The sequence below is a fragment of the Stieleria tagensis genome (genome assembly GCF_024129865.1).
Lineage (GTDB): Bacteria > Planctomycetota > Planctomycetia > Pirellulales > Pirellulaceae > Stieleria > Stieleria tagensis.
This window is the reverse complement of record NZ_JAMYFE010000027.1, coordinates 14,692-30,471: the sequence shown is the minus strand read 5'-3', so window position 1 is coordinate 30,471 and position 15,780 is coordinate 14,692. Positions and strand designations below refer to the sequence as shown.

Sequence of the window (15,780 nt, the reverse complement as noted above, 5' to 3'; positions counted from 1 at the left end):
GTAGAGATGGGAACGAGTGCATGCGACTCTTCCAATGGGTGGCACGCGAAGCTGCACAACCTCCACTGGGCGGATCACCTACCCTCAGTGCGACTACTGCTGAGTATCATAAATCTGCAGCGGAAAATTCGGCTCGGTCGTGCGATCGGCCAAAAACGCCTGTTCCAGCCGGGTCACAATTTCAGGGTGCTGCGCGGCGATGTCGGTCGTCTCATTGCGGTCGGTATCAAGGTTGTACAACTCCCAATCGGCTGGTTGCTTGCGATTGATTTCCCGACGAATCGCTTTCCACGGTCCGTCTCGCACCGCCACGATGCCACCGTATCCGGCGAAATTCCAGATCAAGGGCTTGTTGCGTTCGGCGGGTTCGCCTTTGACCAACCCCAGCAAACTGACCCCATCGAGCGTTTGACCAGGCGGCAGGGTACCGCCGGCGACTTCGGTTAATGTCGGGAACCAGTCCGGAAAATAGCTCGGGAAATTGGTTTCGCTGCCAGCGGTGACGTTGCCAGGCCAGCGAACGATACAGGGCACGCGGATGCCGCCTTCATAGCAACTTCCTTTGTATCCATTGAGACCACCGTTGGAATCAAAGAATTTGCAGCCTGCACCACCGATATGAAATTCTGGATTTCGACCTCCATGGGTGGGACCGTTGTCAGACGTGAACACGACGAGTGTGTTGTCGGTCAGGGCGTGTTTGTCCAACCGTTTCAAGATCGTGCCCACATGTTCATCCAAATCCGAAATCATCGCGGCGTAGGCGGCGCGGGGACGCGGGTGTGGCAGGTAACCGTTCTCGCCTCGATAGGGACCATGGTCGTCGTCCCATTCAGTCGGGTAGCGGTCGATCCATTCCTGCGGCGGTTGCATCGAAACATGGGGTTCAACGAATGGTAGATAGAGAAAGAACGGTTGATCCTTGTTGGCGTCCAAAAACTTGACGGCTTCGGCAAGGATCAGATCCGGGGCATAGTTTTCGGCTCGATAATCATCCGCCAGCACTTCGCCGGTTGGCTTTCGGTCGCTACCAGGAATCGGATATTTGTTGACTCGGACCTCGCGTTCGTCACTGTCCAAAAACGCCGGGTAAAAACTGTGTGCGTTGCGCTGGCAGTTGTAACCGTAATAGCGGTCGAATCCCTGTTTGATGGGTGAACCGCTGGTGTTGGACGGTCCAAGTCCCCATTTTCCAAAGGCACCGGTTTGATACCCGGCGTCTCGCAGGACCTCGGCGATGGTCACAATTTGTTCGGTGATCGGAAATTGGCCGGGAAAGATTCGCCCGTTGCCCGAATCACGATTGCTACGTATTTCGGCATGCCCGAGGTGCTGCCCGGTCATCAAGGTGCAACGCGCCGGAGCACACACCGGGGCACCGCTGTAGTGCTGCAAGAAACGCATCCCGTCGGCGGCCAAGCGGTCCAAATTCGGAGTGCGAATTTTCTGCTGCCCATAGCACCCCAGTTCGCCATAACCCAGGTCGTCGGCCAAGATGAACACGATGTTCGGACGATCTGTCGCCGCGGCGCAAACTGTCACCGGGGCGCAAACTGTCACCGGGGCAAACGATTGCGCGATCAGTGCCAGAAACACACTGCATCCAACTGCAGTCACTTGGGGTCGCGAGCGATGTCGCAATGATTGGCGGCAAGCTGTGAATCGAAAAACACGCATCGAGCGGGCAAGAAACTGAATCATGTTGTATCCCAAACCTGGAAATGCGAACGCGCGCCGTTCGCGACAACAGTTTCATCGTTCCCACTTCATAAGTCAAATTCCAGCAACCATCACAGGCCTTTAAACCGTTTCGGGCGAGGTGCGGGTCAGAATCTGTTCCGCAGCCAGCGTCGCAAGTGCTTTGAGAGTCAGTTGCGGGTTGATTTCGCAACCGGCCGGGAACAGCGACGCATCGCCAACGGTCAAATTGTTCACACGACCGCCACAATCGGTTTTCACCTGAAACGTTTGCGGATCAACCACTTCGCCCAACGTTGCGCCGCCCTGGCCGTGCGTGGTGACCAAATTCACAAACGCCGGGCCGCGGCGTCGAATTTCACACAGCGCCCATTCTAAATCGTCCATGTCTCGAATCACAGCTTGGCGACCGCCGCGCAACAACATGGCTTTGGTGGGCAAATGCAACGTGACGCCGTCGTCAGCGTCGGCCGAGGCAAAATAGATTCGCGCGATGCGGCGAATGCCACGCAGCAGTAGTTCAAATTCGTCGCAATCGACTTCGATATGAATGTCGCCACAGGCGTCGACGTAGTTGCTGTCGCGAACCTGTGTCGGGACCACAATGCCAGACATCGACAGGTGGTTGAATTTCCGCATTGTGCAGGCAAATTGCTTGAACCAGCCGGTCAGCGCCAAAGCCACGGTGCCGGGAAAGTGGAACCAGTTTTCCAAGGCGGGTTCTTCCAGCAGTTCGCCATCTTTTTCGACCATTCGCCGATCGACGATAAAGCACTGCGTCACGCCGGGTTCGGGACGCGAGGAACCGTTCGGCCAGATCGGTTTGTCGAACATCGCATAGACCGCGGTGCCGACGTTGGCGGAAAAACGTTTCCCCAGATCGCGATTGCCGCAACCAGCCGACTTCAAGCCTTGGGCGACCAACCGCGTGGTCGGTCCGATTCCCGCCGCAACCACGTACTCATCTGCCGTGACAGTCGCGTGAGCCCGGCAGCCGTTGTCTTCGACTCGACTAACATCCAATCCTGTGACGCTCATTTCGCCAGCAGCGTCGCGGCCGATGCGCAACTGTTTTGCTTCGGTTCGATACGAAACCCGCGCCGGTTCCGGATTGTGCATCGCTTGAACGAGAAAGCTGTTCGCACCGCCTGGCGCATAAGGATGCAGCCCGCCGATGTGGTCGCCGAAACTGTCGACCGAATTGTCACTGCCGCATCCGGAACACTCCACCCGCATCGCAACTGGCAACGGTTGAACTTCTTCGCCGAGCGCCTGACAGCCTTTGGCAAACCGCATGCTGCGATCGCTGATCTGGGTTTCGGTGACAAACGTGTTCACGCCCAGTTCGTTGCTGATGCCATTCATCAGCGCGGACAACTGTTCGTAGTCGACACCGGTGGGTTTTCGTTCGGCCCACTTGTTGTCGTAGACTTCCTGTGGAATCGGCAGGTGGATTGCGTTGTTCACGTACGGGCCGCCCCCAAACACCTGAGCTTGACAGATGTTGATGGTTTGTCGCACGGGGATTTTGCGCCGTCGGTGCGGCAGGACCAGATCAATTTTTGAGTTGACTTTGCCAAGGCCGCCGCTGATTTGACCGCCACCACCTTTGTACAGTTTGGCCAGCACTTCGTCACTTCGCGGGGGAGCCAGTTTGACACTTCCGTCGGGCTGCGGGATTTGCTGGATCAAGGCGTCCGGGCTGACAAAGTCACCGATATCCAAAATCAAGACTTTGCGGCCTTGAGCGGTCAAACGAGTCGCGATCGTCGCCCCGCCGGCGCCACTGCCGATCACAACGACGTCGTAGTGTTCCCGCAAATTTGCCAGCGGTGGCGCGGGCAGCGAGACCAGATTTTTTGCTTCTTCACAGGTCTCGCTCCAACCCAGTCCGATCAATTGGCGAGCCGGGTTGCGTGAATGGATGATCAAACGGCCTAACATGGCGATGCCGCTGACGGCCATGTGCAGCAAATGGTCTTCATCCCACAAAATCAGTGGCGGCGAACCCTTGTGACGAGGCGTTTCGCCTTGATTCAGGATGCTGCGGACACCTTCGTGGGTATGGTGATGCAGCTTTCGCGCGGTGTATTTGATGCTGTACAGATCCAACCAACACAGGGCGACTTTTAATCCCAATTGCATCCGGTAGGGCAGATGGCTGGCGTACCGCAGCAGATCGTTGGCGACGTGACAGGCATGGTCACCTTGACGTCCACACCATAATGAATCGATCTGGGCGCTCAGAATGGCGGTCAGCGTGTCGAATCGCTTTTCCCGGATCACCTGTAGCGGGCAATCGGGTTTCGAACCAAACAGTCCCTGCAACAACCCGAATGGGAAGACGCCTGCCGCCAAAGCCCCTTTTCCGAACTCTCGCCGACCGAGGGATTGCGATGAGACGACATCACCCAAATCCGACAGCGCGTCCAATGTTGACAGCTCGTCCATCAGGCCCCTTCCATGGTCCGACAAAAGCGTGACGACTGATTCAACCAGTCGCCGGGAAACAAATCCGTTTCCGCCGTCATCGTCGCCCGGCGCCCGGTATTCAAGGGAATCTCGCCAGCCGGTGGTGGTCGTACACGGTCCCCGCGCTGCGGTACCGGTCGTACCGGTTGTGATGGACCGGAGCACAGAATCTGAATTCGAACAAGGTAGGACAGTTGTCCCGGATCGGTTAAAAGTACCACTCGATCGGGCGTCCGATTGAAATCGTTCACACCACCCTGCCATGCCGCCAGCCGCCCCCGTTAGGGTTTTATGACCGCACCCCAAGAACCATCGGATGCTGCGACAACCGACGATGATGCGGCGCTCGAGCCAGCCGAATTCCACCTGAATCAGCCATTTGCACCGGCCGGGGACCAACCGCGAGCGATTGAGCAGTTGACCAAGGGCTTTCGTTCCGGTTCACCAGCGCAAGTGTTGTTGGGAGCTACCGGTACCGGCAAAACGTTCACGATGGCCAATGTGATCGCCAACATCGGTCGCCCGGCATTGGTACTAAGCCATAACAAGACGCTCGCCGCACAACTGTACAGCGAATTCAAGGAGTTTTTCCCTGAAAATGCGGTGCACTATTTCGTCAGTTATTACGACTATTACCAGCCCGAAGCCTACATCCCCCAGCGCGACGTCTATATCGAAAAAGACGCGTCGATCAACGAGGAGATCGACCGGCTGCGTTTGGCGACCACCAGCAGTTTGGTCAGCCGCCGTGACGTCGTGATCGTGGCCTCGGTCAGCAGTATCTACGGATTGGGATCGCCATCGGACTACAAACAGTTGGTGGTCGGCCTGACCTGTGGTGAATCGATTCGCCGCGACCACCTGCTACTAAAACTGGTCGATGTGCTGTACGAACGCAATGACATGGCGTTCGAGCGAGGCAAGTTTCGTGTGCGTGGTGACAGCATCGAATTGTGGCCCAGCTACGAAGAATTCGCCTATCGGATTGAGATGTGGGGCGACCAGATCGACAAGATTTCGATCATCAAACCAGTCTCCGGTGAAACCGTCAAAACGCTGAACCAAGTCTTTATCTATCCGGCCCGACACTTCGTCATGCCCGAGGATCGGATCAAGCGAGCGATCAGTGTGATTCGCGAGGAACTGAAACAACAACTCGAAACGTTCCAACAGCGCGGCAAACTGCTGGAAGCCCAACGGCTATCGGCGCGGACACGATTCGATCTGGAGATGATGGCCGAAGTCGGGCATTGTCCTGGTATCGAAAATTATTCACGGCCGCTCTCTGGCAAACCGCCGGGAGCATCGCCAGACACGCTGTACGAGTTCTTTCCCAAAGACTTTGTCACCTTTGTTGACGAATCGCACGTGACCGTGCCGCAAGTTCGCGCAATGTATGCCGGCGACCGCAGTCGGAAACTGACATTGGTCGATCACGGATTCCGGCTGCCAAGCGCACTGGACAATCGCCCCCTAAAATTCGAGGAATGGGAACAGCGTACCGGTCAAATTTGTTTCGTCAGCGCCACGCCCAGTGACTACGAACTGGAACGCACCGGTGGCGAAGTCGTTGAGCAAATCATTCGGCCGACCGGATTGTTGGATCCGGAAATCGAAGTGGTTTCGGCGCGGGGGCAAGTCAATCATTTGGTCAATGAAATTCGAATTCGCGCCGAACGCGACGAGCGCGTGCTGGTGACGGCGTTGACCAAGCGATTGGCCGAAGACCTGGCGACCTATTTTCAAGAACAGAATATTCGTTGTCGCTGGCTGCACAGCGAACTCAATGCGTTTGAACGCGTCGACCTGTTGCAAGAACTGCGTGCCGGACACTTTGATTGCCTGGTCGGTGTCAACCTGCTGCGAGAAGGACTGGATTTACCGGAAGTGTCCTTGGTCGCAATTTTGGATGCCGACAAAGAGGGATTCCTACGCAGTGAGACCAGTTTGATTCAGACGATCGGTCGCGCCGCACGCAACGCCAATAGCAAGGTGATTTTGTATGCCGACAAAGTGACCGATTCGATGCGCTCGGCGATCGACGAAACCGAGCGTCGCCGCGCGATCCAACAGGCCTACAACAAGAAACACGGAATCACACCCGAAACCGTCACTAAAAAGATCAAGGCAGGAATCGAAACGGACGCGGCCAAACGTCGAAAGACAAATGCCAAAGCCATGGAGGAGAGCGAGACGACCTACATCACGCTCGAGTTCGTCGAAGCCCTTGAGCAAGAGATGTTGTCGGCGGCCGAGAATCTAGAATTCGAGCGTGCCGCACAGCTGCGCGACCGAGTGTTACAGTTGCGTGAAAACATTGGTAAACCGTTAAGCGAGATCGAGATCAAAACGTCGACCACCGGAATGTCCGGACGCAACCAACGCAAGCGAAAGGGCACCAAGGGCGGCGGCCGCAGCAAAATCCCCCGCCCCAAACGTGGGTAGGCACGAGCCTTGGGCGATGCCAACAAGCGAATCGGAGTGTTGACTGTATGCCTGACTACCACGTTTTGTAGATGTGTTTTTATCACAACCCGACGCGTGAGTTTTGAAGCCAGCGGTTTTATTGCAACCCGACGCGTGGGCGAGGAATTTAGCCGGTTGACGGGATCCCTCGCTGACGCGTCGGGTTACCAAAAACCAATGCCTGACGCGAAAGCGCTGGCTTCAACGGCGCTGGTGTGGAGGATTTATCCGACTCGGGCGAGGGTTTTCTGCGAAGAATAAAGCCGGTCGGATAAATCCTCCACACCAACTTGCGACCGGCTAACTAAACCAACAACTTGTGCCCCTTCGTTCTATTGGCAAACTCTCGCGGCATGCACATCGATACTTTAGACCCCGCTCCGACTGCCGAATCAACGCAGCGAACCTCTCAAATCCCAGTGGCCCGTGTGGCTTGGTCCGCGGTGCTGGTGTTGGTGGTCGTGTTCATTGCACTGTTGACGCCGATTCCGTTTATGGGACGAGTGACCACGGCGATTGGCGATTTGGTACACGCGCCATTATTTGGCTCCTTGGCGCTGGCATCGTTGTGGGCATGGAGTGCTTTGGTCGACAAGCGCCACGGCAGTGGATCCGTTCAATCGGTGCGAACGATTTTTGGGCGTGGCATCGTGGTTTGGAGCACACTTAGCGTGTTCGGATTGTTCATGGAATGGTTGCAAAGCGGGATGGGACGCAGCGCGTCTTGGCATGATGCCCTTGCCAATGCGTTGGGGATCGCCGCGGCGGTCTGCGCCTACAGTGCGGTTGCCATCGCGACCACGGCGCGGCCACTGGCCGCGCGCTGCCTCGGTCTGTTGGCGGTGACCTTGTTTTCCATCGCTTGGTACCCGCCGGTCGAGTTACTGGCGGATGTCGTGCAAATGCACCGTCGGTTTCCCCTACTGGGCTCGTTCGAATCTGAAATCGAACTCACGCGTTGGTACAGTCGCCGCGCCACTGGACGAATCAGTTCTTTGAATGCCACCGAAGGAGACCACTCCTATGAAATTCAGTTCCAGCCGAACGGCTACCCGGCGGTTTCGCTGGTCGATCTAGTCCAGAACTGGACCGGCTACACGGCATTGGAGGTCGATGCGAGTCTGGCTGCGGATTCCTCAGCCGAGACGGTGACGCTTTTGATTCAGGTGATCGACAAAGCCCATCGCCAGGACTATTCCGGAACCCTGAAGAAGCGAGTCCGCCTGAGCCGCGGCCAGTCTCGGCGAATTCGGATTTCACTGACCGCAGCAGCGGATCAAACGACCGCGCCGAATTTAGATCTGACGCAAATCACGTTCGTCGATTTCACCTTAGAAAAACCAGCCGCCCCTACAACGCTTCGGCTGGACCGGCTGATTCTGTGTCGTTGATGGAAACGGCCTACTGATGCATCCACTTTAAAAAGTGGGGTAAACTTCCAGCTTGCCATCACCACAGCGGGCAAATCTGGCGGTGTCGGAATAAATTTCCTGATCGGCAACAACGACCGATCCCGGGGCAGAATCGTGGGTTTGGGACCAGCACGCAGGCTGTTAATCGGCCGCGACGGCGGTTAGGATTCTGCCCATGACACCGATGATGAAACAGTACCATGAAGCGAAGGCGGCGTGCGGTGACGCACTGTTGCTGTTTCGCATGGGCGATTTCTACGAACTGTTCTTAGACGACGCCAAACAAGCCGCCCGCGTACTGGGTTTGACGCTGACCAGTCGGGACAAGGACAGTGCCAATCCAACGGCGATGGCGGGATTTCCCTACCATCAGCTGGATTCGTACCTCCACAAGTTGATCCAAGCCGGCTATCGCGCCGCAGTTTGTGAACAGGTCGAAGATCCTAAAACAGCCAAGGGGCTCGTCAAACGCGAAATCACTCGCATGGTCAGTGCCGGCACGCTGACCGACGACGGCTTGTTGGATCCGCGCGAAGCCAACTATTTAGCGGCCGTTGTGATCCATGTGCCGCGGAAAGGAAAATCGCCCTCTGGCGAAACCATGGCCGGGATCGCCTGGGCAGAACTTTCCAGTGGTCGATTCTGTTCCGGTACGTTTCCGGTCTCACGTATCGAAGACGAATTGGCCCGGATTGGTCCTGCCGAAGTGATCTATCGCGAAGACGACGCGACATTTTCGCCGGACACCACCGCGCCTTGGTCGTGGACCGCCCGGCCGGCCTGGAGTTTCGCCGAAGACGCTTCGACCGAGCTGCTATGCAAACAGTTCGCCGTCGGATCGCTGGAAGGATTCGGTTTTCGCGACGACGACGCAGCGGCCATTCGCGCCGCCGGGGCGGCGCTGACGTACCTGCAAGAAACGCAGGTCGGTGGACTGGATCACTTTCAATCGATCACCGCGCATCACCGCAGTGGCGTTTTGGAAATCGATGCCTCGACACGACGCAGTCTCGAAATCACTCGCACGCTGCGTACATCGGCCCGGGAAGGATCGTTGGTTGATGCCATTGATCTGACGTGCACCTCAGCCGGTTCAAGATTGTTGGCTGATTGGATTGCAGCACCGCTGATCGATATCAATCCGATCGAAGCTCGGCATGACGCGATCGCAGAATTCATTGCCCACGCAAATCTACGTAGCGATGTCCGATCCACCTTAAAGCAAACCTTCGACATCACCCGCCTGTTGGCGCGGATTGCCACCGGACGCACCGGTCCACGTGATCTGCAACAGGTCGCGCGGACTTTGGCAGGCCTTCCCCAGTTAAAAGCCAAGCTGGCCGAACGGGCGCCCAAACGATTGGCGTATCTCGAGTCCCACCTGCATTTATGCCCCCAACTGCGTAGTGAATTGGAAGCCGCACTCGCCGACGAGTGCCCCTTGAACGCTGCCGACGGCAATTTTGTTCGCAGCGGATTTGATCCCGATCTTGATGCGCTGCGAGACCTGGCGGCCGGCGGTAAACAATGGATTTTGGAATACCAACATCGTCAGATGGACGAGACCGGGATTTCCCATTTGAAAGTCGGCTACAACAAAGTCTTCGGCTACTTTCTAGAAGTCACCAATTCCCAAAAAGACAAAATCCCTGCGGACTTTATTCGCAAACAAACACTCAAAAACTGTGAACGTTACATCACGCCAGAGTTGAAAGAGTATGAAGAGAAGGTGCTGGCAGCCGACGAGAAAGCGTCCGCCCGCGAGCAGCTGATCTTTCACAACTTGCGGACTCGCACGCACCAGCACTTGGCGACGCTGCAGGAAGTCGCCAGTGCGATGGCCGAACTGGACGTGTTGGCGTCGCTCGCGGAAATCGCCGCGCAGCGAAATTGGGTTCGCCCGGAACTGACCGACGACTCGGTGCTGCGGATCGATGCCGGACGTCACCCCGTGTTAGACGTCACCTTGCCGCAGGGCGAATTTGTTCCCAACGACTGCGTTCAGTCTCCAGAGAGCGGCATGATCCTGTTGATCACCGGTCCCAACATGGCTGGTAAGAGCACTTACATTCGCCAGGTCGCGTTGATCACCTTGTTGGCTCAAGCCGGATCCTATGTGCCCGCCGATTCAGCAACGATTGGAATTGCCGACCGAATTTTTGCCCGCGTCGGTGCCAGCGATGAACTGAGCCGCGGGCAGAGTACGTTTATGGTCGAGATGGTCGAAACGGCGCGGATCTTAAACACCGCGACCTCTCGATCACTGGTGATTCTGGATGAAATCGGACGTGGCACCAGTACCTACGATGGATTGTCGTTGGCCTGGGCGATCACCGAACACCTCCACGAACAGGTCGGATGTCGGACGCTGTTTGCGACGCACTATCACGAGCTCACCCAATTAGAAGAATCGTTGCCACGCGTGACGAATCTGAACGTTGCGGTCAAGGAATGGAACGATGAAGTCGTCTTCTTGCACCGTATTGTGCCTGGGGGAGCCGACAAAAGTTATGGCATTCATGTCGCCCGTTTGGCAGGCGTTCCGTCGGAGGTCAACGAGCGCGCCAAGGACGTGCTGGCGCAGTTGGAGATGGACCACCGCGACGCGCTCGATCGCCCCACCATTTCCCCACCCCAAGGTCATCGCAACGACCCCAATGGGAAATATCAATTGACCTTATTCGGATTTTCCGATCACCCAATCTTGAGCCAGGTACAGCGTTTGAATCTGGACACGATGACGCCGATCGAAGCGATGCAGTTTCTGCAACGTGCGCAGCAGGAACTGCAACAGAATCCAGTGCTGAAGCCCTAACCCCCGCCGCCCGCTGAACCGTTGGAGTTCACGCTTTAGCGTGCCGGATACCCCATCCGCGCTGCCACACGCCGCAACCTAAAGGTTGAACTCCAACGGTGCGGCACCATTCCAAACCGTTGGAGTTCACGCTTTAGCGTGCCGGGTCCCCCATCCACGCTGCCACACGCCGCAACCTGAAGGTTGAACTCCAACGGTGCGGCACCATTCCAAACCGTTGGAGTTCACGCTTTAGCGTGCCGGGTCCCCCCATCCACGCTGCCACACGCCGCAACCTGAAGGTTGAACTCCAACGGTGCGGCACCATTCCAAACCGTTGGAGTTCACGCTTTAGCGTGCCGGGTCTCCCAACCACGCTGCCACACGCCACAACCTAAAGGTTGAATTCCAACGGTGCGGCACCATTCCAAACCGTTGGAGTTCACGCTTTAGCGTGCCGGGGCCCCCATCCACGCTGCCACACGCCACAACCTAAAGGTTGAACTCCAACGGTGCGGCCGAACCGGACATTAAGAACTGCGGATAAGTTAAGATTTTTCTGTCAATCCGTTCGTAATGCTGCGGTTTTTGCAGTTTCTTTTGCAAAAAAACTGATCTTTCGTGAAACCCTGGCCATACCGCGTGGTTTCAACTGCAGGTAGCCAGGGTCGCGGATCGATCTCCGTCGACTGCAATTGAGATGGCGCCACGGTCAACTACCGTTCAATACTTTTCTGTTCGAAACTTCCCTGGGAATCTAATTCGATGAAGATTTCACGTGGCCCGATGGGTCTGGTGTTTGCTGCAATTTTGGCGTTTAGCGCGACGGACGTGATGGCCCAACGCGGCGGCCGTCCTGGCGGCGGTGGCTTTGGAGGTCCCGGCGGTGGCTTTGGCGGACCTGGTGGTGGCGTCAGTGTCGTGGGCCTGTTACGCATCGATGAAGTCCGTAAAGAAATCGATTTGGAGCCCGCTCAAGAAGAAGCTCTGAAGAAGATTGCCGAAGACCAGCCACGCCCAGAGCGTCCTGATTTCGACTTCCGCGATCGCAGCGACGAAAATCGCGCCAAGATGGAAGCCTGGATGGAGAAAATGCGTAAAGAGCGCGCCGAAGCAGAAAAGAAAACACTCGAGCAACTCGAAGAAGTTCTGGCGCCTGCTCAAATGGAACGCCTGCAAGAGATCGAAGTTCAAAACATGGGCGTTGCCGCTTTGATGAACGAACGCGTCGCTGAGGAGTTGAAACTGACGGACACTCAGAAAGCGGAACTGAAAACCAAAAGCGACGAAGCCCGTGAAGAGATGGGCAGCAAGATTCGTGAAATCTTCCAGAGCGGCGATCGCGAAAAAGCTCGTGAGGCAATGGAAGAATCGCAAAAAGAAGTCGAAAAGACCCTGATGGCCGTTTTGACTCCCGAGCAAACCAAGAAGCTCGAAACACTCAAAGGCAAGCCCTTTGAGATGCCCGAACGACGTGGATTTGGTGGCGGTGGACGCGGCGGACCAGGTGGTGCCGACCGCGGCGGACGTGGCGGCGATCGCGGTGGCCGTGGCGGCGACCGTGGTGGACGCGGCGGTGACCGTGGCGGACGCCCCGCAGCTGAAGAGTGAAATTGATTGACTGAACGTTCGCTGCAGAACGATGATACGTCGACTGCAGCGAAGCGCTCCGCTGCAACGACTAGGGACAGATTCTCCATGTGGGATTCTGTCCCGTTTTTTTTGCGCTCAGCCTTGCCTGATCCCCAAGACGCACCATTGGACCCTGCAATACGATCCAACCTGATGGGTTCAAGGTTCACGGCACACCAGCGGATTTGCTGAGATCCGGCCGTGAGAAGGGAGCAATGGCTTCATGACCGGCGCGTCCGTTTCAACCCGCACACTCTCGTTGCCTTTCCACATCATTCCATGTTGACTTTTTGCATCATACCCCCGACCAGCGTGCTACGTTTCCTCGGACCAGGTCTCCAACACAGGAGACTGATGACGACTCTATTGCACGTGGCCGACTCGAACCGATGTTCGCTTTCTTCAACCCAACCGACGTACCAGCACAGGCACATCGTGCCGGCGCTCATCGCATCGGCGGGGGGCTGCGCCGATCGTTGCTTGGTCCGTGGGTTTGGTTGCTACTGATCGGACTGGCGTTGCCGACTTTATCCGGTTGCTCTCATCTGCGATTGCCAGCGATTGACTCTAGCGGCCGCTGTATCTTCACACCGCTGCCGACCACGACCACCATTGCATTGCCGGGTTCTGCCGGTGAAGGCAAGTTTTCCAAGTGCCTGAAGTGTTTGGGTGACCCGTTCAAGTTCTGCCACAGCTGCCTGCACAAACATCACACCCCAGGCGGCGGGATCTTTCCCCAGTCGGCGTTTCCGGAACCGGCAGCGCCACCAAAATGCATCACACCCGCGCCGGTTGTTCCTGGTCCGCCGACACCAAAACTCGGTTGCCAGCCGAACCAACCCTGCGTTCCCGGCGGAGCCTGCCCCGGCGACTGCAAAGACGGACCGCCGGCGGTGCTGTTAGGCAACGAATGCCATATGACGGACCTGATGCATCTACCCAAACGTGGAAAACGGGGATGCATTCTGTTGTCACCGCAAAAGATCGTCGCGCCGGTTGGCGGCGAGGTCATGTTGCTGTCTGGGATTTGCGGTGACGACGGCTACCTTCAAGTGGCTGAACCGCTCGAGTGGATGTTGACTCCGGACAGTGTGGGCACGTTCATCCAAGTCGGCGACGATGATCCCGGGCTGTTACACAAATTTGCACGGGTCAAAAAGGCGAGTAAGCATGATCCATCGTACGCGTTTGGTGTCACCAGTACCAAACGGACAAAAATCACGCGAGGCAACCTGAATTCGGGCGACGACGTGCAACTGGAAAAGGGACAGACCTGGTTGACGATCAGCAGCCCTAGCGAGGGGACCAGTCGAGTCACGGTGTTGGCACCGGAGAGTGAATGCTGGGATCAACGCAAAGCCACTTCGACGATTTATTGGGTCGACGCACGCTGGCAATACCCAGGCACCGAAATTGTGCCCGCCGGGACCCCCGTTTCGTTGACGACCCGCGTGACTCGCGCCGAAGGCACCTTGCCGGCTCGTGGATGGAAGGTCCGTTACGAAATCATGCAGCCCGGGTTGGCATCGTTCGCCGGTACCAATGGATCGTCGTTCGTTGAATCCACCGTCGATGAAGTTGGCAATGCGACCGTGCAACTGATCCCGACACCGGGAACCGCTGGCACCGCAACGGTTCAAATGCAAATCATTCGTCCCGGTGGCGAATCAGACAATATCCCAACGTTGACGCTTAGCCGCGGCCAGACCTTTGTCACTTGGAGCGCGCCGCAACTGGCGATTCGTGCCGGTGCACCACAAATTGCATCCTTTGGTGTCCCTTTTCAAGCGGTCGCGAACGTTTCCAACCCCGGTGACCAATCCGCTCGCAATGTCCGAGTGACATTGCAGGTTCCCGCCGGTGTTCGCGCCTCAAGCACCGATTCGTTTGCAACCAACCTGCCCAACGCGGTCGTCTGGGAATTCCAGGAACTGCCGCCACGCACTGAATTGGATTTGTTCGTTGACATGGTCACGGAATCCTCCCTGCCATTGACCTTTGAAGCGCGGGCTGACGGCGGACTAGTCGCATCGGACACCGTCACGGTCGATGTGTACCGCCCCTCGCTGGTAATGAGTATCGCGCCGGAACAAGAACGCTACGAGGTCGGCCAATCGGTGACGTTCAATATCGACGTTCGCAACACCGGTGAGCGTCCGCTGCAGAACTTGCAGTTGTTCGCCCAAGGCGATTCCGGGATGTTGCATGAGAGCAACGAACGAAGTGTACGCAAGCCGAAAGAAAATGGGCCCTTGCAACCGGGCCAAACCTGGCCGGTCGCAGTCACGTTTATTCCCACGGATGCGGGGCGACGGTGCATCACCGTCGAAGCAACCGCCGATGCGGGCCAACGTACCAGCAGCGAATCGTGCGTGATTGTCATCAATAAACCCGTCCCAACGCCTTCGGTTACCGCGACCTTGACCGGGCGGCAACAGACCGCGGTTGGCGATTCAACTTTGTTCCGTGGCATCGTCATCAATGATGGGCAGATTCCACTGGATAATGTCAAAGTCACAATGGCCTACGATCCGCAAATGCGCCCTCTCGGTGCCACCAATAAACATTTGGCGACTCCGCGTCCGGGTCAGTATTTGATCGAATGGTTGATTCCACGATTGGAACCTGACTCCAGTGAAATCCTTGAAACAGAATTCCAAGCGATTGGGATCAATCAACGCAGCACCATTGTGATGACCGTCGATTCGCAACAGGGCGCCCGTGACAATCAACGGGTTGAGTTTCAAATTTTGCCACCAGCGTCGGCACCCGTTACCCCCCCCAGCGATCCTCGACCGAATTTGCCACCGGCAAGTGCGCCGCCGCAGATTCCCGCTGGCCCCGCACCGATCCCGACCCCCGGTCCACCACCGAGCGGCCCACCGCCCCAAGCACCTCCACCGCAGGTCCAACCCCAGGCACTCGGATTGAGCCTGGCCGGGCCGACCACTCCGGTCGCAGTCAACACGCCGATTCGTTACCAGTTGCGGGTGACCAACCCCGGTTCACAACCCGACGGCAACGTTCGCATCGTGTTTAACAAACCGCTGGGCGTACAGATTCAGTCGGTCACCCAACCCCTGGCACCATCACTGGGAAAATTCCAGATCGCCGGCGACCAGGTCTATCTGGCTGAAATTGGGACGATGCGTCCAGGCGAATCGATCGACTATCAAATTGTGTTGATCAGCAATCAACCACAGCAGTTCACGATCACCGCCCAGGCGTTGAGCGCGGGAAAACCGAAAGGGGCCCAATCGCAGGTCACCACCCAAGTCGTGTTGCAACTGTAGCGTCCCTGATCAA

General features: G+C 57.0%; 7 protein-coding genes. 5 read left to right on the top strand and 2 right to left on the bottom strand.

Annotated elements, in window-relative coordinates; all coding sequences use genetic code 11:
* Positions 1–93 precede the first annotated feature (93 nt).
* Both NHH03_RS04770 and NHH03_RS04765 read right to left on the bottom strand, forming a co-directional pair.
* Positions 94–1,701: an arylsulfatase gene (locus NHH03_RS04770; protein ID WP_253154608.1), complete on the bottom strand. Its 1,608-nt coding sequence runs from the start codon at positions 1,699–1,701 to the stop codon at positions 94–96.
* 99 nt (positions 1,702–1,800) lie between these two features.
* Positions 1,801–4,149, bottom strand: a complete 2,349-nt coding sequence (locus NHH03_RS04765) for a GMC family oxidoreductase N-terminal domain-containing protein (protein WP_253154607.1) — start codon at positions 4,147–4,149, stop codon at positions 1,801–1,803.
* Positions 4,150–4,461: 312 nt separating this feature from the next.
* On the opposite strand from NHH03_RS04765, the gene uvrB reads away from it, so the two are divergent.
* From uvrB to NHH03_RS04740, 5 genes are all read left to right on the top strand, one after another.
* Entirely contained in the window at positions 4,462–6,615 is a 2,154-nt protein-coding gene (gene uvrB / locus NHH03_RS04760) for an excinuclease ABC subunit UvrB (protein ID WP_253154606.1), read from the top strand.
* A 374-nt stretch (positions 6,616–6,989) separates the two neighbouring features.
* Entirely contained in the window at positions 6,990–8,027 is a 1,038-nt protein-coding gene (locus tag NHH03_RS04755) for a hypothetical protein (protein WP_253154605.1), read from the top strand.
* A 196-nt stretch (positions 8,028–8,223) separates the two neighbouring features.
* Positions 8,224–10,863 (top strand): DNA mismatch repair protein MutS, encoded by a 2,640-nt coding sequence (gene mutS / locus NHH03_RS04750; protein ID WP_253154604.1) that lies wholly within the window; start codon positions 8,224–8,226, stop codon positions 10,861–10,863.
* Between the two features lie 744 nt (positions 10,864–11,607).
* Positions 11,608–12,453, top strand: coding sequence for a hypothetical protein (locus NHH03_RS04745; protein WP_253154603.1), 846 nt, complete (start codon positions 11,608–11,610; stop codon positions 12,451–12,453).
* 410 nt (positions 12,454–12,863) lie between these two features.
* On the top strand, positions 12,864–15,767 hold the full coding sequence (locus NHH03_RS04740) for a hypothetical protein (RefSeq protein ID WP_253154602.1): 2,904 nt from the start codon (positions 12,864–12,866) through the stop codon (positions 15,765–15,767).
* Positions 15,768–15,780: the final 13 nt, after the last annotated feature.

What these genes read in the sequence shown, in the direction of transcription:
- NHH03_RS04755 (WP_253154605.1), top strand. Translation starts at nt 6,990, where the DNA reads ATGCACATCGATACTTTAGACCCCGCTCCGACTGCCGAATCAACGCAG.
- NHH03_RS04765 (WP_253154607.1), bottom strand. Translation starts at nt 4,149, where the DNA reads ATGGACGAGCTGTCAACATTGGACGCGCTGTCGGATTTGGGTGATGTC.
- NHH03_RS04770 (WP_253154608.1), bottom strand. Translation starts at nt 1,701, where the DNA reads ATGATTCAGTTTCTTGCCCGCTCGATGCGTGTTTTTCGATTCACAGCT.
- NHH03_RS04740 (WP_253154602.1), top strand. Translation starts at nt 12,864, where the DNA reads ATGTTCGCTTTCTTCAACCCAACCGACGTACCAGCACAGGCACATCGT.
- mutS (WP_253154604.1), top strand. Translation starts at nt 8,224, where the DNA reads ATGACACCGATGATGAAACAGTACCATGAAGCGAAGGCGGCGTGCGGT.
- NHH03_RS04745 (WP_253154603.1), top strand. Translation starts at nt 11,608, where the DNA reads ATGAAGATTTCACGTGGCCCGATGGGTCTGGTGTTTGCTGCAATTTTG.
- uvrB (WP_253154606.1), top strand. Translation starts at nt 4,462, where the DNA reads ATGACCGCACCCCAAGAACCATCGGATGCTGCGACAACCGACGATGAT.